General features: G+C 71.1%; 17 protein-coding genes. 9 read left to right on the top strand and 8 right to left on the bottom strand.

What is annotated here, in order from left to right:
• Positions 1–83: 83 nt before the first annotated feature.
• A complete protein-coding gene (locus WME89_RS35540; protein ID WP_438004084.1) occupies positions 84–986 on the bottom strand; it encodes an oxidoreductase in 903 nt (300 codons plus the stop codon).
• Between the two features lie 31 nt (positions 987–1,017).
• Positions 1,018–2,007 (bottom strand): AraC family transcriptional regulator ligand-binding domain-containing protein, encoded by a 990-nt coding sequence (locus tag WME89_RS35545; protein ID WP_438004085.1) that lies wholly within the window; start codon positions 2,005–2,007, stop codon positions 1,018–1,020.
• 374 nt (positions 2,008–2,381) lie between these two features.
• Here WME89_RS35545 and WME89_RS35550 point away from each other — a divergent pair, with 374 nt between their 5' ends.
• Positions 2,382–3,977, top strand: coding sequence for a PAS domain-containing protein (locus tag WME89_RS35550; RefSeq protein WP_438004086.1), 1,596 nt, complete (start codon positions 2,382–2,384; stop codon positions 3,975–3,977).
• Between the two features lie 157 nt (positions 3,978–4,134).
• Here WME89_RS35550 and gap read toward each other — a convergent pair whose 3' ends face one another.
• Positions 4,135–5,151 (bottom strand): type I glyceraldehyde-3-phosphate dehydrogenase, encoded by a 1,017-nt coding sequence (gene gap / locus WME89_RS35555; protein WP_438004087.1) that lies wholly within the window; start codon positions 5,149–5,151, stop codon positions 4,135–4,137.
• Positions 5,148–5,663, bottom strand: a complete 516-nt coding sequence (locus WME89_RS35560; protein ID WP_438004088.1) for a MarR family winged helix-turn-helix transcriptional regulator — start codon at positions 5,661–5,663, stop codon at positions 5,148–5,150. The genes gap and WME89_RS35560 overlap by 4 nt, the downstream gene beginning before the upstream one ends.
• A 285-nt stretch (positions 5,664–5,948) precedes the next feature.
• Here WME89_RS35560 and WME89_RS35565 point away from each other — a divergent pair, with 285 nt between their 5' ends.
• Positions 5,949–6,563 carry an NAD(P)H-dependent oxidoreductase gene (locus WME89_RS35565; protein WP_438004089.1) on the top strand — a complete coding sequence of 205 codons (615 nt, stop codon included), beginning with the start codon at positions 5,949–5,951 and terminating at the stop codon, positions 6,561–6,563.
• Positions 6,564–6,828: 265 nt separating this feature from the next.
• Here the strand turns inward: WME89_RS35565 and WME89_RS35570 are convergent, their stop codons facing one another.
• The 3 genes from WME89_RS35570 to WME89_RS35580 all read right to left on the bottom strand — a co-directional run bounded on the left by WME89_RS35570 (position 6,829) and on the right by WME89_RS35580 (position 10,503).
• Positions 6,829–7,929: a sugar ABC transporter permease gene (locus WME89_RS35570; RefSeq protein WP_438004090.1), complete on the bottom strand. Its 1,101-nt coding sequence runs from the start codon at positions 7,927–7,929 to the stop codon at positions 6,829–6,831.
• On the bottom strand, positions 7,926–9,449 hold the full coding sequence (locus tag WME89_RS35575) for a sugar ABC transporter ATP-binding protein (protein WP_438004091.1): 1,524 nt from the start codon (positions 9,447–9,449) through the stop codon (positions 7,926–7,928). The genes WME89_RS35570 and WME89_RS35575 overlap by 4 nt, the downstream gene beginning before the upstream one ends.
• Positions 9,450–9,636: 187 nt before the next feature.
• Entirely contained in the window at positions 9,637–10,503 is an 867-nt protein-coding gene (locus WME89_RS35580; RefSeq protein WP_438004092.1) for a hypothetical protein, read from the bottom strand.
• Positions 10,504–10,824: 321 nt separating this feature from the next.
• Between WME89_RS35580 and WME89_RS35585 the strand changes: the two genes are divergently transcribed.
• Together WME89_RS35585 and WME89_RS35590 are read left to right on the top strand one after the other, a co-directional pair.
• On the top strand, positions 10,825–11,562 hold the full coding sequence (locus tag WME89_RS35585; RefSeq protein ID WP_438004093.1) for a hypothetical protein: 738 nt from the start codon (positions 10,825–10,827) through the stop codon (positions 11,560–11,562).
• A gap of 2 nt (positions 11,563–11,564) precedes the next feature.
• A complete protein-coding gene (locus tag WME89_RS35590) occupies positions 11,565–12,734 on the top strand; it encodes a zinc-dependent alcohol dehydrogenase (protein WP_438004094.1) in 1,170 nt (389 codons plus the stop codon).
• Between the two features lie 142 nt (positions 12,735–12,876).
• On the opposite strand, the gene WME89_RS35595 is transcribed toward WME89_RS35590, so the two are convergent.
• A complete protein-coding gene (locus WME89_RS35595; RefSeq protein WP_438012013.1) occupies positions 12,877–13,656 on the bottom strand; it encodes a DUF4142 domain-containing protein in 780 nt (259 codons plus the stop codon).
• Positions 13,657–14,039: 383 nt separating this feature from the next.
• On the opposite strand from WME89_RS35595, the gene WME89_RS35600 reads away from it, so the two are divergent.
• From WME89_RS35600 to WME89_RS35620, 5 genes are all read left to right on the top strand, one after another.
• Complete coding sequence (locus tag WME89_RS35600) at positions 14,040–16,376, top strand: DNA polymerase II (RefSeq protein ID WP_438004095.1); 2,337 nt, start codon at positions 14,040–14,042, stop codon at positions 16,374–16,376.
• Positions 16,377–16,530: 154 nt separating this feature from the next.
• Entirely contained in the window at positions 16,531–17,232 is a 702-nt protein-coding gene (locus WME89_RS35605) for a hypothetical protein (RefSeq protein ID WP_438004096.1), read from the top strand.
• A 39-nt stretch (positions 17,233–17,271) separates the two neighbouring features.
• Complete coding sequence (locus WME89_RS35610; protein ID WP_436622233.1) at positions 17,272–17,772, top strand: RNA polymerase sigma factor; 501 nt, start codon at positions 17,272–17,274, stop codon at positions 17,770–17,772.
• Complete coding sequence (locus tag WME89_RS35615; RefSeq protein WP_438004097.1) at positions 17,769–18,584, top strand: anti-sigma factor family protein; 816 nt, start codon at positions 17,769–17,771, stop codon at positions 18,582–18,584. Before WME89_RS35610 ends, WME89_RS35615 begins: the two co-directional genes overlap by 4 nt.
• Positions 18,581–20,185 carry a caspase family protein gene (locus WME89_RS35620; protein ID WP_438004098.1) on the top strand — a complete coding sequence of 535 codons (1,605 nt, stop codon included), beginning with the start codon at positions 18,581–18,583 and terminating at the stop codon, positions 20,183–20,185. The genes WME89_RS35615 and WME89_RS35620 overlap by 4 nt, the downstream gene beginning before the upstream one ends.
• The last annotated feature ends 71 nt before the right edge of the window (positions 20,186–20,256 follow it).

A 20,256-nucleotide genomic window follows, 5' to 3' on the forward strand; every position in this document is an offset into this window, starting at 1 on the left:
CCGCTTCGCGCCGAACGGCGGGCGCCGTGACGCTCGATGGCGGCCTCGAGCGGAATCTGCCTCATGTTCCCTTCACGATCTCTTCAGTCGCGGTGCAGCTTCAGCATCTCTCGGCCCACGTCGGTGTCGGCGAAGTCGGGCAAGCCGTCGGCGTCGGTGCTCGCGCTGAGGGCCCGGTGGGCGTCGTCGCTGGCGCCAAGCTCTCGCAGCGTCAGCTTGGCGAGCGCGTACGCGTCGCTCCCCAGCAAGAGGCGTCGCGGCTGCCTGTCCATCGACGCAAGCTCGAGCAGCGCCTTCGCGGCCCTCTCGGGCGCGCCGCGCGCCGCGCCGGGGTTGCCCCGGAGCCGCTTGTTGGTCGCGCCCACGGTGGCCTCGTAGTCGGGCCGCGACGCGTGGATCTTCATCGAGCTGCCAGCCCAGTCGGTGCCGAAGCCGCCCGGCTCGACGATGGTGACCTGGATGCCGAGCGGCGCGACCTCGTTGAGGACGACCTCGCTGAACCCCGCGACGGCGAACTTCGCCGCCTGGTACGCGCTCAGGCCCGGCGTGCCACCACGCCGTCCGCCGATGGAGCTGATCTGCAGGATGCGCCCGCTGCGTTGCTCGCGCATCACGGGCAGCACCGCGCGCGTGACATGTACGACGCCGTAGAAATTGGCGTCGATCTGCGCGCGGAAATCGTCGAGCGGGATGTCCTCGGCCGAGTCGATGTTCGCATATCCCGCGTTGTTGACGAGCACGTCGATGCGGCCGAAGGCGTCGACCGCTTCCTTGACCGCGCGCGCGGCCTGCTCGGGCTGGGTGACGTCGAGCGCCACCGCCTTCACGCGGTCGCCGTGCTGTCTCACGAGGTCATCGAGATCGGCGGGCTTGCGCGCCGAGGCGACGACGCGACGCCCCGCGGCGAGCGCGGCGAGGGCGAGGGCGCGGCCGAGCCCCCGCGAGCTTCCGGTGATGAACCATACCTGCGAGCTGTTCTCTGTCATGCACGAAGCATCGTGCTCGAGGCGCCAGCCATCAAATCCGATCGCGCCAAGAAGCAATCGAATCACGCCAGCGGTTCGGGGTCGTCCCCTCCCAGGCTCGGAACGCCCGCGTGAAGGAGTTGACCTCGTCGAAGCCGAGCAGGAAGGCGATCTCGTTGACGTCGACGTCGTCGGTGCGCAGGAGGCGCAGCGCGGTGTGGTGCCGGACCTCGTCGAGCACGTGCTGATAGCTGACCCCCAGCTCGCCGAGGCGCCGCTGTAACGTGCGCGTGCTGAGCGACAGCTCGCGCGCCACCTTCGCGACGCTCGGTCGCTCGCCCGACATGCGGCGAGCGACCGCCGCGCGGACCTGCTCGACGAGCGAGCCATGTTCGAGGGGCGCGAGCCTCTGGTCCAGACTGGGGACGAGCACCTGCAACAGGTCGGCGTTGTGCGTGATGAACGGCGCCGTCAGGAGGCGCTCCTCGAGGACGAGCGCGTCGCGCTTCGCGCGGAACCGCAGCGGACAGCCGAAGAAGCGCAGCAGCATCGGCTCGTCGCTGCGCGCGCGAGAGAGCTCGACGCGCCTCGGCGCAAGCGCGAGCCCGCTGCCTCGCTGCAAGAGCACGAGGAGCGAGGCGAGCGACGCATCGACCAGGCGCGGGGGCATGGGGCCGGGCGCGTGCAGGTAGGTCGTGTGAATCGCCACCTCTCTGTCCTTCGTGTCGATGGCCATATCCTTCGGCCCGCAGAGCCGCTTGTACCGGGCGAGCTTGGTCAAGGCGGTGCCGAGGTCGGGAGAGTGCAGCGCCGCGAGCGACGAGATGTCGTACTCGTGCACCTGCGTCTCCGTCGCCAGACGAAGCCCGACGTCGTGCGGCGACGACGCGCCGAGCGCTTCCCAGAAGGTGAAGAACTGCTCGGTGCTCAGCTCGCCGCTGGACGGCGCCCGCGCGGCGGCGCTCGCATGGGCCACGTTCGCGCCGAGACGCGCGAGCCGAGCGCGCACCGCTGACGAGAGGCGGACGAGGTCACCGTTCATCGCGGAGAACATACCGAGATCGATCCGCCGCGACCAATCCGATCGCGCCAGCCGTGCATGAGAGCAAAGCCGGGCGAACGACAGGCGAAGCGGATCAAGACAGGCTGCCGCTGCGGGCCAAGCTCGGCGCGCGCCACGGTCCCAGGACTTGCTCACAGCGTCTGTGGGTGTATGGGCGGGCAATGCCGGTACCGCCTTCCGGTGTGCCACGGCGCGTGGTGGTCAAGGTGGCGCCGTGTCGGCGACCGCCATCGTCCGGCGGTTCGAGCGTTCGAGCGCACGCCGGGCTCGGCGAGCAGCTCCGCTGCGTGGGGATGCGCCATGGGGTCACCGAGGCTGACACCCTGCGGAGATCTTGTTCTACGCTCCTCCCGATGCCTAGCGACGCTCCTGTCGATCTCTACTCGCTCGCCTTCACCTGCAGCGTCGACCCGCTGCTCTTGCTCGATGGAAGCGGCCGGATCCTGGCGCTGAACCCCGCCGCCGAGCGCCTCTCCGCCGCGGCCGCGGCGCGCGGAGAGCCCGTCGATGAGGCCCTGAGGTCCGATCCGCCCCTCGGCGCGCTGCTCGAGCAGGTGCTCCGCGAGCGCGCCCCGCGCGCCCTGCCGCCCGACTTCACCCTCCGCCTCGCGGGCGAGCGCGTCGTCCTCGCCGAGGGGAGCCTCAGCCCGCTCGTCGACCCCTCGGGCGGGTGCGCCGCCGTGCTCCTCGCGCTGCGCGACGTGACCGAGCAACGCCGGGCCGAGCAGGCGGCGCGCGAGCAAGGCGCGCGCCTGCTCGCGGCCGCCGAGGCGCTCGACGTCGGCTTCGTCATCTACGACGCCGACGAGCGGCTCTGCTTCTTCAACACGGCGTACAAATCGCTCTACCCCGAGTGCGCCGCCGCCATCCAGATAGGCAATACGTTCGAGGACGTCGTCCGCGAGGGCTGCCGGAACGGGATCCACCTCCACAGCGGCGTCAGCGAAGACGAGTGGGTCGCCGGTCGCCTCGCGGACCATCGCCGCCCCGGGGAGGTCTACATGCGGCGGTTCGGGGACCGCTGGCTCACCCTCAAGAGCACCCGCCTCGCCGACGGCAGCTTCGTCGGCCTGCGGATGGATACGACCGAGCTCAAGGGGGCAGAGCTCACCATCGAGCGCGAGCGGCAGTTCATCCGCCTCGTGCTCGACACCATCCCGATCATCGTCACGGTCAAGGATCGGGAAGGCAAGATGAAGCTCGTCAGCAAGGGCTACGCCGAGATGTACGACCTCACGGCGGACGGGGCGGTGGGCAAGACCGTGGCCGATCTGCCTTCCTCCCGGCCCGAGCTCGCCGTTATCCACGAGATGGACCGGGAGGTGCTCGCGCGCATGCAGCGGGTCACGAGGGTTCAACCCGTCACGCGCCCGAACGGCGAGGTGCGGTGGATGTCCATCATCAAGGTGCCCCTCGTCGAGCAGGACGGCACGACGCACATCCTCGCCATCGGCCACGACATCACGGCGCAGCGGGAGCACGAAGCGCAAATGGCCGCCACGATCGCCGAGCTCGAGCGGCAGCGGCAGGCCATCGCCGATCAGCTCGCGGTCATCCAGCGCCAGCAGGCGCTCATCCGCGCCCTGTCCACGCCCATCCTCCAGGTCGCCGAGGGCATGCTCGCCGTGCCCCTCATCGGCGCGCTCGACGACGCGCGCGCGGGCGAGATCACCAGCAAGCTCCTCGACGAGGTCGTGCGCACGGGCGCTCGCTTCGCGATCATCGACGTCACCGGCATCGAGAGCGTCGACGCCGCGACGGCCGACCACCTCGTCCGCATCGTCCGCGCGATCCGCCTGCTCGGCGCGAGCGGCGTCCTCACCGGCATCGGGCCCGCCGTCGCTCAGTCCTTGTGCGGCCTCGAGGTCGACCTCTCCGGCGTCACCACGCACGGCAACCTCCGCGCCGGGATCGAGGTCTGCCGCCGCGCGCTGCCCGCGCGGCGCTGAGCGCCGCCGGCGCTTCCCCTCCTCCGCGGGGGCGACGAGGCAAGGAGTGTGGAGGGAGCTCGAGGTCTCTCCCCGTGACAGGCGCAGAGGATGGGCGCCGCGACGGGCCTTGTTCCCTGAGCGCGGAGGACGAGCGTCGCTGCCGCCGCGGCGCTCCTCAGGGCTTCGCCGCCACGAGCTGGGCGAGCTCCACCATCCGATTGGAGAAGCCCCACTCGTTGTCGTACCAGGCGAACACCTTCGCGAAGCGCTCCCCGATCACCTGCGTCAGCGTCGCGTCGAAGATGGCCGAGCGGGGATCGCCCAGGTAGTCACTGGAGACGAGCGGCTCTTCGGTGTAGCCGAGGATGCCGAGCAGCGGACCCTCGCTGGCGCGCTTCATGGCCGCATGGATTGCGTCCTTCGAGAGCGGCCGGGTGCTCTCGAACGTGAGATCGACGAGCGAGACGTCCATCGTGGGCACCCGCATCGACTGCCCGTCGAACCTGCCGGCGAGCGCCGGCAGGCACTCGCTGAGCGCCTTGGCGGCGCCGGACGAGGTGGGCACGATGTTCTGCGCGGCCGCGCGGGCGCGCCGCAGGTCGCCCTTGCGGTGCGGCACGTCCAGCAGCACCTGATCGTTGGTGTAGGCGTGCGTGGTCGTCATCAGCCCGCGCTCGAGGCCAAAGGCCTCCAGGAGCACCTTGGCCACGGGGGCGAGGCAGTTGGTGGTGCAGGAGCCGCACGACAGGATGGTGTGCGCCGAGCCGTCGTAGTCCTCGGTGTTGACCCCGAGCACGATCGTGGCGTCGTGGCCCTTGGCGGGGGCGCCGATGATCACCTTGCGCGCGCCGGCCGCGAGGTGCGCGGCCGCCTTGTCGCGATCGCTGAAGAGACCGGTGCACTCGAGCACGATGTCCACGCCGAGCTCGCCCCACGGGAGCCTGGCCGGGTCCTTCTCGGCGAGCACGCGAACGGAGCGCTCGTCGATCAGCAAGCGCCCCTCGGCGGCGACCGCACGGCGCTCGGCGCGGCCGTGCACCGTGTCGTAGTTGTAGAGGTGAGCCAGCGTTTCTGGGCTCGTCAGGTCGTTGAGCGCTACCAGCTCGATGTCCGAAACGCCGCGCTGCGACAGGGCGCGCACGATGCAGCGCCCGATGCGCCCGAAGCCGTTGATCGCGATCTTTTTGCTCATTTGCGGGCCTTCCTTCGTGGTTGGGAGCGGGAGGGCCGTCCAGGACCAGGCTCGGCGCCGCGCGCCGCCGCGTCCGGGGCGGGAGCGGCGCTGAACGCCGCGAAGAGCTTGGAGGCGATGCGGTCGAAGTCATCGAGATCCCGCTCGTCGAGCACGGAGACCACCCGCGCCGCGAAGCGGTCGCGCGCGTCCACGACGCGCCGGCGCATGCGCTCCCCTGCCGGGCTGAGCGTGAGCACGTACTCGCGCCGGTCTTCGCGGCTCGGCTCGCGCTCGACGAAGCCCCGCTCCAGCAAGGTCTGCAGCAGCCGCCCCGTGAGCGTCGCCGCCATGTCCGTGGCGCGCGCCAGCTCGGCCTGCGAGATGCCGGGGTGCTCGCCGATGTAGCGCAGGAACCTCGCCTGAACGCTGAACAGCTTCTCGTCCGCGTAAGTCTCGTCGGAGACGGCCATCAGGCACTTCCACAGTGCCCCGAATTTCTCGATGAATTCGATGGGATCCCGAGGCGACATGATGCACCTGGTATATCATATCGATACACCAGGTGCACTGAAATTCGTACACCTGGTGTATCTTCTGGGCGCGCCGGTGCGCGCCTGCCCCGACGCGGCCGAGCGCGAGGGTCGCTCCGTCGCCTCGTGCCGCCGTGGTCGCCTCGCGCTCCGAGACGCTTACCCGCGCCGTCGCGCTCGGAGATGAGGTTCTCTGGCATCGGCGCTTGACAGATCAACCTACCAAACGTAACTTACCAAAGGTAACAGACTATGCCGCTGTGATCAGCGAGCAGGAGTTTCAAGATGCACGCGCTCCTCGTTGTCTCGCATCCCGAGCCCGGGTCGCTCACCCATGGCGTCGCCGCGCAGGTTGCCGAGGGGGTGTCCCTGTCCGGCAATTCTTTCGAGATCGCGGATCTCGCGGCGGAGGCCTTCGATCCGAGGTTCACCGCGGCCGATCTCGCCGTCCATCGGAGCAAGGCGCCGCCCCCCGCCGATGTCGCCGCCTATCAGGCGAGGATCGATCGTGCCGATGCCCTTGTGCTGGTCTATCCCGTCTACTGGTGGTCGATGCCGGGGCTTCTCAAGGGGTGGATCGATCGCGTGTTCGCCAATGGCTGGGCTTTCGACTTCAGCCCGGACGCTGGGCTGGTGAAGAAGCTTCGCGACCTCCGCGTTCATCTCGTCGCCCTCGCGGGCAGCGACGCGCGAACCTACGAGCGCCACGGCTATACCGGCGCCATGAAGACGCAGATCGACCATGGGATCTTCGATTACTGCGGCGCATCCGTCGTGACGTCCGAGCTCCTGCACGACTCTGAAACGCAGGCTCCAGCCTCTCATCTGGCCGCCGCGCGCGCCATCGGCCGCAACCTCTTCAGTGCATCCGCGCGCGCCGAGCCGACCGACGCACCATGAAAGCGGTTCCGGTTGCCCCTGGGTCGGGTCCCCTTCCGGAGTGCCCCGACGCGCCCCCGACCAACCGCCTTCCAGCTAGGTCTTTGGCCCTCGAGCGTTGACCAGAGCGGGGCTCACCCGCACAGGAGACGGGCCCAGATCGGCGTTTTCGGCGCGCAGGCGTACTCCGGTACGCCGAGCACCGAAAACGCCGAGGTGGGCCCGTATCCGAAGCGGGTGTGCCCCGCTCGAGGTGGGCCCGTATCCGAAGCGGGTGTGCCCCGCTCTAGTGGCCGCGGCCTTTGCGGCTGGCCATGTCGATGCCGACGGCGAGGATGAGGATGACGCCCTTGATGATCGGCTGCCAGAAGCTCTCGGTGTTCATCAGGCTCATGCCGTTGTCGAGCGAGGCCATCACGAGCGCGCCGAGCAGCGCGCCCCAGATCGTGCCCTGCCCGCCGAGCAGCGACGTGCCGCCGATGACGGCGGCCGCGATGGCGTCGAGCTCCATCATGCGGCCAGCGTCCGAGGTCGCCGAGCCGACCCGGGCGGTGAGCACGACGCCCGCGATGCCCGACATCACGCCCATCAGCGTGAACACGGCGATGAGGTGACGATCGATGTTGATGCCGGAGTAGAAGGCCGCCTCGCGGTTGCCGCCGATCGCGTAGAGGTGCCGGCCGAACGCGGTGTGCTTCGCCAGCACCGTGAACGCCGTCGCGAGCACGAGGACGAGGAGCACGGGGAACGGGACACCCTGGTACGAGTTCATCAGGGCGGCGAACGCGACGGTGAACGCGGCGAGCCCGATCCACGGGAAGCGCGCCGGGCCGGTCGCGCGCGCCGCCTTGTACAGCAGCGCGAGGCAGAGCAGGCCGGCGCCCGCCCAGCCGAGCGCGTGCGGCACGTACGCCTGGCCGACGAACAGGTACGGGCGCGCCGGCGAGAGGGACACGCCGCCCGTCAAGCCGAGTATCGCGCCCTGGAAGATGAGCATCCCGCCGAGCGTGACGATGAAGGGCGGAATGCGCAGCCGCGCCACGAGGGTGCCCTGCACGAAGCCGAGCAGCGCGCCGAGCGCGAGCGGCGCGATGAACGCGGCCGGCAGCGGCAAGCCGAGGTTCACGTAGATCATCGCCGACGTGGCGCCGAGCAGGCCGGCCAGCGCGCCGACCGAGAGGTCGATCTGCCCCGCGACGATGACCATCACCATGCCGACGGCCAGGATCGAGGTCACCGACATCTGCCGCGCGAGCAGCGTCAGGTTGCGCGGCGTCACGAACGTCCCGTCGGTCGTGATCGAAAAGGCGACCCAGATCGCGATGAGCGAGCCCACCATCGACAGGGCGCGCCAGGGGATACGCACGCGAAGCTTCGCCTCGCTCATTCCGTCACCTTCCTCGTTGCTGCGGCCATCACGCGCTCGGCCGTGGCGTCCTGACGATCGAGGCAGGCGGTCATCCTGCCCTGGGAGAGGACCAGCACGCGGTGGCTCATGCCGAGCAGCTCCGGCAGATCGGAGGAGACGAGCACCACCGCGAGCCCGTCCGAAGCGAGCTTGTGGATGAGCTGGTAGATCTCGGCCTTGGCCCCGACGTCGATGCCCCGGGTCGGCTCGTCGAGCAGGAGCACGCGCGGCCCCGTCATCAGCCACTTGCCGATCACGATCTTCTGCTGATTGCCGCCCGAGAGCTGGTTGGCGAGCGCGAGCGGCCCCGACGCCTTGGTCCGGAGCGCCTTCATCTGCTCGACCGCGGTGACCTCGCGCTGGGCGTGATCGAGGAAGAGCCCCTTCACGAACCGCCGCAGGGTCGCGAGCGTGATGTTGTCGAGGAGCGTCGACTCGAGCACGAGGCCGAAGCGCTTGCGATCCTCGCTGACGAGCGCGATGCCCGCGGCGATCGCCTCGGAGGGCGACCTGAACGGCGGCGAGGCGGGCCCGCCGCGGACCGAGACCGTGCCCGTGACGCGGCTCGTCGCCGCGCCGAAGAGCGTCGAGACGAGCGCGGTGCGCCCGGCGCCCATGAGGCCGCCGATGCCCAGCACCTCGCCCGCGCGCACCTCGAAGCTCACGTCGCGCAGGACGAACCGGCCGGGGTGCCCGGCGTCCTCGACCGACCAGCGCTCGACCGAGATCGCGACCTGGCCCTCCGGCGGCGGCGGGCACGGATAGAGGTTCGTCACCTCGCGGCCGACCATGAGCGAGATGACCTTGTCGGGCGAGAGCGCGGCCCGCGGCTGCGTCGTGATCGACTTCCCGTCCCGGAGCACCGTGACGCGGTCGGCGATCTCGAAGACCTCCTCCAGGCGGTGGCTGATGTAGATGCACGAGACGCCGCGGGAGCGAAGGTCGTCGAGCAGGCGGAGCAGCGTCCTCACGCCGGAGTCGGTGAGCGCCGCGGTGGGCTCGTCGAGGACGAGGATCTTCGCGTCCTTGAGCAGCGCCTTCGCGATCTCGACCATCTGCTGCTGGCCGATGCCAAGGTCCTTGATCGGGCGCTCGGGGTCGACGTCGAGGCCCACGCGGGCGAGCGCCTCCCGCGCCACGGCCCGCACGGCGTCCCAGTCGATGAGCCCCCCGCGGACGGGCTCGCGCCCGAGCACCAGGTTCTCGGCGATGGTGAGCTCGGGGACGAGCGCGAGCTCCTGCGCGATGAGGGCGATCCGGTGCTCCTCGGCGCTGCGCATGCCGCTGAACTCCACGGTGCGGCCGGAGAGCCGGATCTCGCCGCCGTAGGTGCCGGCCGGGTAATACCCGCAGAGGATCTTGATGAGCGTGCTCTTGCCCGCGCCGTTCTCGCCGCAGAGGGCGTGAATCTCGCCCTGCTGGAGGTCGAACGACACGCCGTCGAGGGCCTTCACGCCCGGGAACTGCTTCGTTATCGATGCGAGCTCGAGGAGGGACATTGTCCTGGGAGCAGGTGCTACGCGCGGCCACGTTTGCCCGGGGCGCGCCCGCGATGCAAGCAATTATTTCGGCGGGTGGGGAGAAGCCGCGCCCGGGTCGCCGCTCGGGCTACCCGGAGTCGCGGCAGGCGCAGAGTGGATGAGAGCCCTCAGGTCGAGGGCCCCCGGAAGGCCAGCGCGCGGGCGCTCAGTTGTAGAAGCCGAGATCGTCGATGTAGAGGTCGAACTCGGGCGCGACGCCGACCTGGAACTGGATCGAGTAGAGCTGGGTCGCGTCGATCTGCTCCGTGCCCGCCGGAGTTCCCCAGCCGCCCTGCTTCAGCTCCGTGAAGGGAATGGTGAACTGCTGCCACTCCTCGGTGAGGGCGAGCGTCTTTTGCCACTTGTCGCACTCGGTCGTGCAGACAGTGCCCGCCGTATCCGTGCCCGGGTCCGAGATCATGACGGTCGCGCTCTTGACCGAGCCCGCGCCGACCTTGGCCCAGAACGTGATGCCCGTGTACGTCGAGGCGTCATAGGCGGCCTTGGCCCCCTCGGGGCTGTTCAGATCGAAGCCGAACCCGGCGCCCCACGTCTCGAAGCCCGAACCCCACGAGCGCGCCGCGGTGGTGCTCTGCCCGCGCGCCGGAGCGAGCTCCGTCATCGTGAAGGGCGTCTCGCCGGTGCCCTCCGGATCGGGCGGCGGGTTCTGCGTGGCGCCCGCGGTCTCGTCATTGAAGGTGTACCAGTACCCGACCCTGCCCCCCTCGGCGAGGATGGCGTTGTCGTTGTCCTCCATGTCATCGATCAGCTCGATGCTCTGGGGGCCGCCGCCCGTGCCCGTCGTCGCGGAGGTGGTCGCGGCCGACGACGAGGACGTCGTTGTCGTCGTCGTGGGGTCCGTCGTGCCCGTGGTCGTCGTCGTCGAGCTCACGGTGCCCGACGTGGTGCTGCCCGAGCCGCCGCCCGCGCCCCCGCTCCCCTCGCCGCCGTCGTCGCCGCACGCAGCGAACGCCGCCACCGCCAGACCGCAAAGGGCCAGATTCAAGCCATGCAGGAAAATTCTATTCTTCATAGGTTAATATCTCCGTATCTACCTTAGGCTAATCGGGAGTGACCTTACGCCGGACATCATGTGATCTAAAGAACGTCCTGGCGCGCGGAGTATCGCCCGGAAGTTCGGTTCCCGCAACCTTCTTCTTTCCACGCTGCAATCCATCTTCCTCTCGAGCGCCGCAGAGCGCGCGCTTGAGATGAAGTCCTGGTTGGGGCCGCTCGCAGGGTCGATGGCGGAAGCGGAGCAGCGGTGAGCCGTGAGCGGCTGGATCATCGTGAGTGGCCGCCTGCTTGCAACACGCCCTCGCGGGCTCTCGGGACGAGGCTCGAAGGAGGAAAGATGGGAAGAGCGAAGGCTGTCCTGCGCGCGCGCGCCGCGGCGCAGCGGGGGGAGCAGGCCGCGGGCCAGGCGCCGGGCGGGGACGCGGGCGCGCCGCCGGCGAAGCAGGAGAGAGCTTCGCTGGGAGAGCAGCTCGGCGCGATGAGGCAGGGCGGGCAGTGCGCGCCGCTGCCGGGCAAGAGGGGAGTCGCGCGGCGGCTGTGGAGCCGCGTCGAGACGGCGGCCTACCGCGCCTACGAGCGGCTCACCGGGCTGTCCGAGGAGCGGCCGGGGCTCGGGGTCGAGCTCGCGGCGCCGGTGCTGCGGGCGCTCGGCGTCCCGCCGCCGCGGATCGCGAGCAGCGTGACGGTGAGCAGGCCGCGCGCGGGGGTGCTGCGCGCGCTGCACGACGCCGAGGGAGTCCGGCGCTTCCTGCAGAGCGTCGGGCGCGCGGAGATGGGCGCGAGCGAGGGGACCGCGTCGATCTGGGCCATCGGGATGGTCGGCCTGGAGCGAGGGAGGACAGGCGTCGTGTCGCTCTCGAGCGCGCCGGGCGAGCGGGGCACGGAGGTCAAGGCGGTCCTGCCCGGCGCGCGGCCGAGAGGGCCTGTCGCGCGCGCGGCCGGCAGGCTGCTCGCGGAGCTGCCCAGGAGGCGGCTGCGGGGCGACCTGCGACGGCTGAGGCAATGGATCGAGATCGGCGAGATCCCGACGACGGTGGGACAGCCTTCCGGCCGGGCGGGCGGTGAAAGGAAGTGACCATGCGAGCCATCTGCTGGAACGGGGTGAATGACATCGTCGTGGAGTCGGTGCCCGAGCCGCGGGTCCTCAGCCCGCATGACGCCATCGTCCGCGTCTCGCTCTCGTCGGTCTGCGGCTCGGACCTGCACCTGCTCCACGGGTACATCCCGACGATGAAGGAGGGCGACATCCTCGGGCACGAGTTCCTCGGCGAGGTCGTGGAGACCGGCGCGGAGGTGAGGCGGGTCCAGCGGGGCGATCGGGTGGTGGTGTCGTCGATCATCGGGTGCGGGCAATGCGCGTATTGCCAGAGCGATCTGTGGTCGCTCTGCGACAACTCGAACCCGCACCACGCGGTGGCGGACCGGATCCTCGGCGACACGACGGGCGCGATCTTCGGCTACTCGCACGCGTTCGGGGGGTACGCGGGGAGCCACGCCGAGTACGTGCGCGTGCCGTTCGCGGATCACGGCGCGTTCAAGGTGCCCGACGGGGTGCGGGACGAGAGCGCCCTGTTCGCCTCCGACGCGCTCACGACGGGCTTCATGGGGGCCGAGCTCTGCGATATCCGCCCGGGCCAGGTCGTGGCGGTCTGGGGGTGCGGCGGCGTCGGCCAGATGGCGATCAAGAGCGCGTATCTGCTCGGCGCCGAGCGCGTCATCGCCATCGACAGGGTCCCGGATCGGCTGGCGATGGCGAAGGCGCACGGCGGGGCCGACGTGCTGAACTACGAGGAGGTCGATGTCCAGGAGGCGCTCAGCGAGATGACGGGCGGGCGCGGGCCCGACGCGTGCATCGACGCGGTGGGCATGGAGGCCGACGGCTCGGGCCTGCAGTACGCGGTCGACCGGGTGAAGCAGGCGCTCCGGCTGCAGAACGACCGCCCGCTCGTGCTGCGCGAGGCGATCCTGGCGTGCCGCAAGGGAGGCACGGTGTCGGTCGTGGGCGTCTATTCCGGGTTCGCCGACAAGATCCCGCTCGGCGCGCTCATGAACAAGGCGCTGATCCTCAGGACCGGCCAGCAGCACGGACCGCGGTACATCCCGAGGATGCTCGACCTCATGCAGCGCGGCGACATCGATCCGTCGTACCTCGTGACACACCGGCTGTGCCTGGACGACGGGCCGCGCGGATACAGGCTGTTCGAGGAGCGCACGGACGGGTGCATGCGCGCGGTGTTCGCGCCCTGACGGGAGCCCGGCCCCCGGAGGGGGCGCTCGTCGCGCGGGGTGGGGACGGGCAGATGGCTGAGCGCAATCGACGTCCTGTGTCCGGCGTGCGCAGCACGAGGGGCACAGGACGTCGTGGGTAGAGCGACGAACCGCGGCGGGGCTAGCGACCCCGATGGGAGGCCGTCTGCTGCTTGGCCAGCACCGCCTGGATCGCCTGCGCGCGCTCCAGGTGGCTCGCCACCTCACCGCGGATGCTCTGGAGCTCCTCCTTCAGGGCCTGATCCTTCACCTTCGGGATGAACTGCTCGTCCAGCATCCGCAGCGTGTAACGGTGCGTCGTGACCTGGGCGGCCATGAACGCCTGATCGAACCTCCGGGCCGGCTGCCTGCGCAGGTAGGCCGCGACCACGGACGAGTGCCCGATGAGCATCGAGCTCACCCGCGTCGGCTGCACCTTGATCCGGAGACGCTGGAGCAGCGCGCTCAGGCGACGCGCCGACTGGCTGTGGGATTCCAGCATCTCCCGGGCGAAGTCCTTGACCTCGCGCGACCGCGCCTGCCGGCGGGCGATCGTCGCTTGCGTGATCTCGAACTGGTTGGACGCCGAGATCACCCCCGCGATGGCGCCGTCCAGCACCTGGGTCTGAACGCCCTTCGGGCTCGCCTGCTGCTGCGACACCTGCTGCTGCAGATTCACCTGCTGCTGCTGCGACACCTGCTGCTGCAGATTCACCTGCTGCTGCAGATTCACCTGCTGCTGCGGAGAGAACTGCGCATAACCCCCCCGCCCGGACGCGTGCGCGGCGCTGCCAAGGACGCTCGCGGCAAGCGCGGCGATCACCGCGACGCGATGCTTGAAATGATGGCGCATCATGGTTGGTTCCCTTCCCTGCTTTCCGCGGCGCGCTTCACGGAGAATCCATGGACGCCCGCGGGTCATCACGTCTGGACTGTTAAGCAATCGGCGGACCCGCTCTCGACGGAATCGACGGGACCGCACTGCCCATCTCGCCGCCCGGCGGCGCGCAAGGAGGGCAATCACCGCGCACCCGGGCGGATCACCGGCGCGACGTCTGAGGCCTCGCGTCAAGGGCTGGCGCCTCGCCAGGACCCGCGCAATCGAGGCCTCCTCCGCGATGAGGCGCCCTCTCCGGCGGACGCCCGTTTCCCTGGACCCTCGCGCCCTCCGGGAAATCCCCGGCGCCGCGGGCGACAGGGCTTGCGGGGGGCGGGCCCCGGTGGTCAAGTGCGGCGTGGCGCGGAGCGGTCCTGGCCGCCCCGCGCAGGCGATGAGCTCGACCGGAGGCCCTCGCGCGCCCGCACATGCCTGACCGCGGCTTCATCCTCACGCCCACCTACCGGGTCGTCGCCGGATGCCCGGAAATCCATCTCCACGCGGTGATGGAGGACGGCGCGCCGGCGCTCATCATCGAGGACAGGTTCAGGCCCTACTTCTTCGTGCGCGCCCGCGACGAGGACATCGCGCGTCGGCTCGCGGGAAACCGCGTCTCCCCCGCGGCGCTCGAGACGCTCGACGGAGAGCCGGTGCTGCGCATCGAGGCCGCCCTCCCCCGGGACGCCGCGGCGCTGCGCGACAGGCTCGGCGAGGCGGGCGCCGACTGCCTCGAGGCGGACGTGCGCTTCGCCTACCGCTTCCTCATCGACCGCGGCATCCGCGGGGCGTTCGCGCTCTCCGGGCCGTTCGAGCTGCGCCCCGGCGTCGGGCGCGTGTACCGCAACCCCGAGCTCGCCCCCGCGACCTTCGTGCCAGCGCTGCGCGTCCTGTCGCTCGACATCGAGACGAGCCTCGACGGCGAGCAGCTCTATGCCGTGGGTGTCGCGGGCGCCGGCGGCGAGCGCTGCTTCCTCGTCCGGGACGAGCCCGTGCCCGGCGGGCTCCCCGCGTACGTCGAGCGCTTTCCCGACGAGCGGTCGTGCCTCGAGCGGCTCCTCGCGCACGTGGCCGAGGCAGACCCCGACGTCCTCACCGGCTGGAACATCCCGGACTTCGACCTGCCCGCGCTCCAGCGCTACTGCCGCCGCGCCGGGCTCTCGTGCGCGCTCGGGAGAGGAGCCGACGAGATCTCGATCCTGCGCGACCCGGGCTTCACGCGCGAGGGGCGCGCCATCCTCCAGGGGCGCGTGGTGCTCGACGGGCTCGCGCTCCTCCGCAGCGCCTTCATGCGCCTCGACGACTACCGGCTCGAGACGGCCGCGCGCACCATCCTCGGGCGCGGCAAGCTGTTCGGGCCCGACGACAGGGGCACGCAGATCGAGGCGTCGTACCACGACGACCCGGCGCGGCTCGCGGAGTACAACCTCGAGGACGCCCGCCTCGTCCGCGATCTGCTGGAGAAGACGGGGCTGGTCGAGCTCTCGGTGCGCAGGAGCCTGCTCACCGGCATGCAGCTCGACCGGGTGGGCGCGCAGATCGCCGCGATCGACTCGCTCTACCTGCCCGCGCTCCGCGCCCGGGGCAAGGTCGCGCCCTCGGTGTCGGGCGAGGCGCCGGACGGTGAGGTCGAGATCGCCGGCGGCCTCGTGCTCGAGCCGGTCCCGGGGCTTTACCGCAACATCCTCGTCTACGATTACAAGAGCCTCTATCCGAGCCTGATCCGCACGTTCAACATCGACCCGCTGACGTACGTGGCAGGGGACGGCGCGCCGCCCGAGTCGCTGATCGTGACGCCGGGGGGCGCGGCCTTCCGGCGGGGCGAGCCGGGCATCCTCCCCGAGCTCGTCGCGCGCCTCTGGGACGAGCGGGCCCACGCGCGGCGGGCGGGCGACGAGCGCGGCGCGACGGCGATCAAGATCCTCATGAACTCGCTCTTCGGCGTGCTCGGCTCGCCCGCGTCGCGCCTGTTCTCCCCGGCCGTCGCGAACGCGATCACGAGCGCCGGCCAGCACGTCATCCGGCTCGCGGCCGAGGCGGTGCGGCGGGCCGGGCACCGGGTGCTCTACGGCGACACCGACTCGCTCTTCGTCGAGAGCGGCGAGCCCGACCCCGCCCGCGCGCTCGCCCGCGCCGAGGAGCTCCGCGCCATCGTGTCCGAGTCCGTCGCCGCCGAGATCGAGCGGACCTTCGGCTGCGAGAGCCGGCTGGAGCTCGAGTTCGAGAAGGTCTATGCCCGCTTCCTCCTGCCCGAGCTGCGCGGCGCCGCGCAGGGCAGCAAGAAGCGCTACGCGGGCCTCGTCGCCGGCGAGGAGGGCGGCCGGCTCGAGATCGTCGGGCTCGAGGCGGTCCGGCGGGACGCGAGCGCGGTGGCGCGGCGCTTCCAGCGGGAGCTGCTCGACCTCGTCTTTCACGACCGCCCGGTGGAGGCCTTCGTGCGGGCCTTCGTGGCGGATCTGCGCGCGGGCCGCTTCGACGCGGAGCTCGTCTACAAGAAGGCGCTGCGGAAGCCGCTCGGCGCCTACACGAAGACGACGCCGCCGCACGTCAAGGCGGCCCGCAAGCTGGGCGGGGACGCGGGGCGGATCGTGGCCTATGTGATCACGCGCGCGGGCCCCGAGCCGGCCGGCCAGACGACCGCGCCGCCGGACTACGACCATTACGTGTCGCAGCAGCTCAAGCCGATCGCCGACTCGGTGCTCCGGTGGCTGGGCGGGCCCGACTTCGACGCGATGAGCGGCGCGAAGCGGCAGCTGTCGCTTTTCTGAGCTGCTATCGCGCCCTCACGGTGCGCAGGAACGGAATTTTGCAGAGACACGGGACCGGCATCTCCCGCGTCGGGGAGCAGGATCTCGACGCGCGCCGCTTGCCCGAAATGGGGTCCTCGCGGTCCCAACGGGGGTCCTTCAACCAGGGAGTCCCATGATGAACAGGTTTCCGCTCGTCTCCGCCGTCGTCGCCTCGTCGTTCCTTCTCCTCGCGTGCGACGCGCAGGTCGATCCCGAGTACCGCGGCGAGCCGCTCGCCACGATCCAGGGCGCCATCGTCGATGACGGCGGTGTGGACACCAGCGACCTGTACACGGCCATCCTCAACTACAACTTCCTGATCAACGACTTCTCGCACATCGACAGCGCGCCCGTGGTCGGCAGCTTTCCAGCGGAGTTCACGATCGACCTCAGCGTGCCGCCCCCCGCCGAGGCTCTGAACGACTTCACGCTCGGCGGCGCGCGGCCGTCGGAGAGCCGGTTCAGCACCGGGTACATCGGCGTCCTCCACGAAGGCATGGACCCGAACGTCGAAGCCGCCGCCGCCATCGCCGGCCTCGCCGAGGAGTACATGCTGGTCTATGTCGAGACCGACGTCCAGCCGGGGACCGAATCGGAGCGGTTCCTGGGCGGCGCGCTCACGGCCGGATACCACCTGATGAAGTGGCGTCCCATGACCGAGGCCGAGCTGCAGGCCTACGAAGACTGCAAGGTGACGCCGGACGCGAGGAGCTGCGGAATCGCAGAAGGCGGAGACGCAGACGACCGCCTCGTGCCCAACCCGGAGGAGTTCGACTCCGAGGTGACCATCAGGATCGTGCCGGCCGATCAGCTCACCGGCGCGAACCTCTGGTGAGCGCCCAGCGGGTCAGGTCATGTCGCGGATGTGGTTTCGATGGTAGCGTCGGGCCCGGTGCAGGGCGAGCTGGACGTCGAGCGGCTTTACCGGGCCCACGGGCACCACGTGCTCCGCCGGGCCCGCGCGCTGCTCGGCTCGGAGGAGGAGTCGCGCGACGTGCTGCAGGAGGTGTTCCTGTCGCTCGTCCAGTCCCCCGGGCAGTTCGAGCAGCGGAGCTCGCCCGCGACGTGGCTTTACAGCGCCACGACGCACCGCTGCCTCAACCGCATCCGCGACCGCAAGAACCGCGCGCGCCTGCTCGGGTCGGGCGTGCCGCCGAGCGACGTCGACGCCCCGCGCGCGGAGCAGACGGTGCAGGCCGCGCGGCTCCTCGCCGAGCTCCCCGACGAGCTGGCTCAGGCGGCCATCTACCACTACATCGATGAGAGCACTCATGAGGAGATCGCGACGATCATGGGCTGTTCGCGGCGGCACGTGGGCGACCTCCTCGCCCGCGTGAAGCGGTGGGCGGAAGCCCTGGAGAGGAGGCCTGCATGATCCCGTTCGAGAGATCTCGCCCCGAGGGCTGTCCGTCGGACCTGCGCCTCGACCGCCTGCTCGCCGGCGAGCTCGCTCCGGCCGAGGAGCAGGCCACCCGCGCGCACCTCGACGGCTGCGGGCGGTGCGCGGCGCGCTTCGCCGCGCTCGACGCGGGGCGCGCCGCGTTCCTCGCCGATCCTCCCCCGCTGCGCCTCCCTGCGCCGCCGCGCGCCCCGGCGCCCGCCGTCCGGCGGCCCCGCGCGTGGGCGCTGGTCCCCACCGTCACGGCGGCGCTCGGCGCCGCGGCCGTCCTGGCGCTCGTCCTCCGCACCCGGCCGCCCGCGGGGCCGACTGGCGACGCGGGGCCGACCGGCGGCGACCGCGGCGCGCGCGTCGTGCAGGCGGAGCAGGGCACGCGCACCAAGGGCGGGGACGGCCGGATCGGTTTCTATGTCGCGCGGGGAGAGGGCGCCGTGCCGGGCGGGCCGGGTGAGGTGGTCCACCCGGGCGACCGGCTCCAGTTCACATACTCCGCCGCGGAGGCTGGGTATTTCGCCCTGCTCAGCGTCGATGGCGCCCACAAGGCGAGCATCTACTTCCCGGCGGGGGCCGCCGCGGCGCCGATCCAGGCAGGCGAGGAGGTCCCGCTGCCGAGCAGCGTCGTGCTCGACGAGGCGCTCGGCGCGGAGACCCTCTATGGCCTTTTCTGCCGCGCTCCGGTCGACCTCGAGCCCCTCCGCGCCGCCCTCGAGTCCGCGCCCGATCGCCCTCCCGCGCCCGCGGGCTGCCGCGTCGATCGCGTCCTGATCGACAAGCGGGCGGCCCCGTGACCGGCGTCCTCCGGTCGAGGATCGCCGCCTTTGCCTTCGCCCTCACCCTGGCCGTCGCGGCGCTGCTCGTCGCCTCTCCCGCGCTCGCCCGGGTCGAGCGCTATGCGGTCATCGCCGGCAACAACGCGGGGCTCAGGGGCGAGGTCGAGCTGCGGTATGCCGAGGCCGACGCCCTCAAGGTGCATGACGTCCTCGTGGGGATCGGCGGCTTCCCGCCGTCGAACGTGACGCTCCTGCGCGGCGGCGGCGCCGAGGCGATGCGCCGCGCGCTGATCTCCATGAACAGCCGCATCCGCCAGGACATCACCGGCGGCGGGGTCGAGGCGGTGCTGGTCATCTACTACTCGGGCCACGGGGACGCCCGCGCCCTCCACCTGGGCAACACGCTCATGGAGCTGCCCGAGATAGAGCAGCTCGCGCGCGGCTCGGCGGCGCACTTCCGGCTCCTCATCGTCGACGCCTGCCGCTCGGGCGCCCTGACGCGCGTCAAGGGCGGCACGGCCGCGCCGCCCCTGACGATCAGGACGGAGGCGCGCCTCGCGGGCGAAGGGGTCGTGTTCTTGACGGCGAGCTCGGCCAACGAGGATGCGCAGGAGTCCGACGCGCTGGGAGGCTCGTTCTTCACCCACTATCTCACGTCGGGGCTCATGGGCGCGGCCGACGACGACAGGAACGATGTCGTCACGCTGGACGAGGCCTATCGGCACGTCTCCGAGGCCACCATCCGTGCGACGAGCCAGACGCTGGCCGGGACGCAGCACCCGACGTTCCGGTACGAGCTGCGCGGCCAGGGCAAGCTCGCCCTCACGGTGCTGCCCGCGCGCGCCGCGCACCGCGGCACGGTCGAGCTGCCCGCGGGCAGGACGTACCTGCTCCTGGAGGGCGGCAGCCAGGGGCCGATCGTCGCCGAGGTCGCGGCGACGGACGCCTCGCGCCGGCTCAGCGTGAAGCCGGGGCGCTACTTCGTGCGAGGCCGCGGCAAGGACTTCCTGCTCGAGGGCGAGATCACGGTCGAGGCAGGGAGGACGCTCGCGGTGGCGGACGGGATGCTCTCCAGGGCGGAGTACGCGCGCCTCGTGCGCAAGGGCCACGAGGGCGTGGAAGCGTCGCACGGCGCGCAGGCAGGCTACCGGCTGCGCACGGCGTTCCACGCGGGCGAGTCGCCCTGCCAGGGCGCGTTTGCGGGCTACACGCTGGAGCTCCGCCAGCTCAGCGTCATGCCGCGCCTGGGCGCCTGCCGCGGCGGGTTCGAGAACGACACGCTGCGGGCGAGCGTCGACCAGCTCGACCTCGAGGTGCGGGTCGCGCACGCGTGGGACTTCCCCCGGGTGACGCTGGACCTGGGCGTGAGCGCGGGCGCAGGGGTGCTTCAACAGGCGTTCGAGACGCGGGGCGTGGCGGCGCCGCGGACGAGCTTCGTCGGCTTCCTCGGCACCGGGGTCGGCCTGATGGTCGACCTGCCCTCGGGGTTCTACCTGCTCGGCCAGGTCGACGCGCAGACCTACTTCTTCCAGCAGGCGAAGCGCGGGGCCGAGGGGAGCGCGCCGATCAGCGCCGAGTTCGCGGTGCGGCCGCTCGCCGGGCTCGGCAAGCGCTTCTGAGCAGGGCGGGCGCTGCCGCTCGCCGGGCTCGGCGAGCGCTTCCGAGCGCGGCGGGCGCGGCGTGGCGCCGC

It is taken from the genome of Sorangium sp. So ce321 (assembly GCF_051530195.1).
Taxonomy (GTDB): Bacteria; Myxococcota_A; Polyangia; order Polyangiales; family Polyangiaceae; genus Sorangium.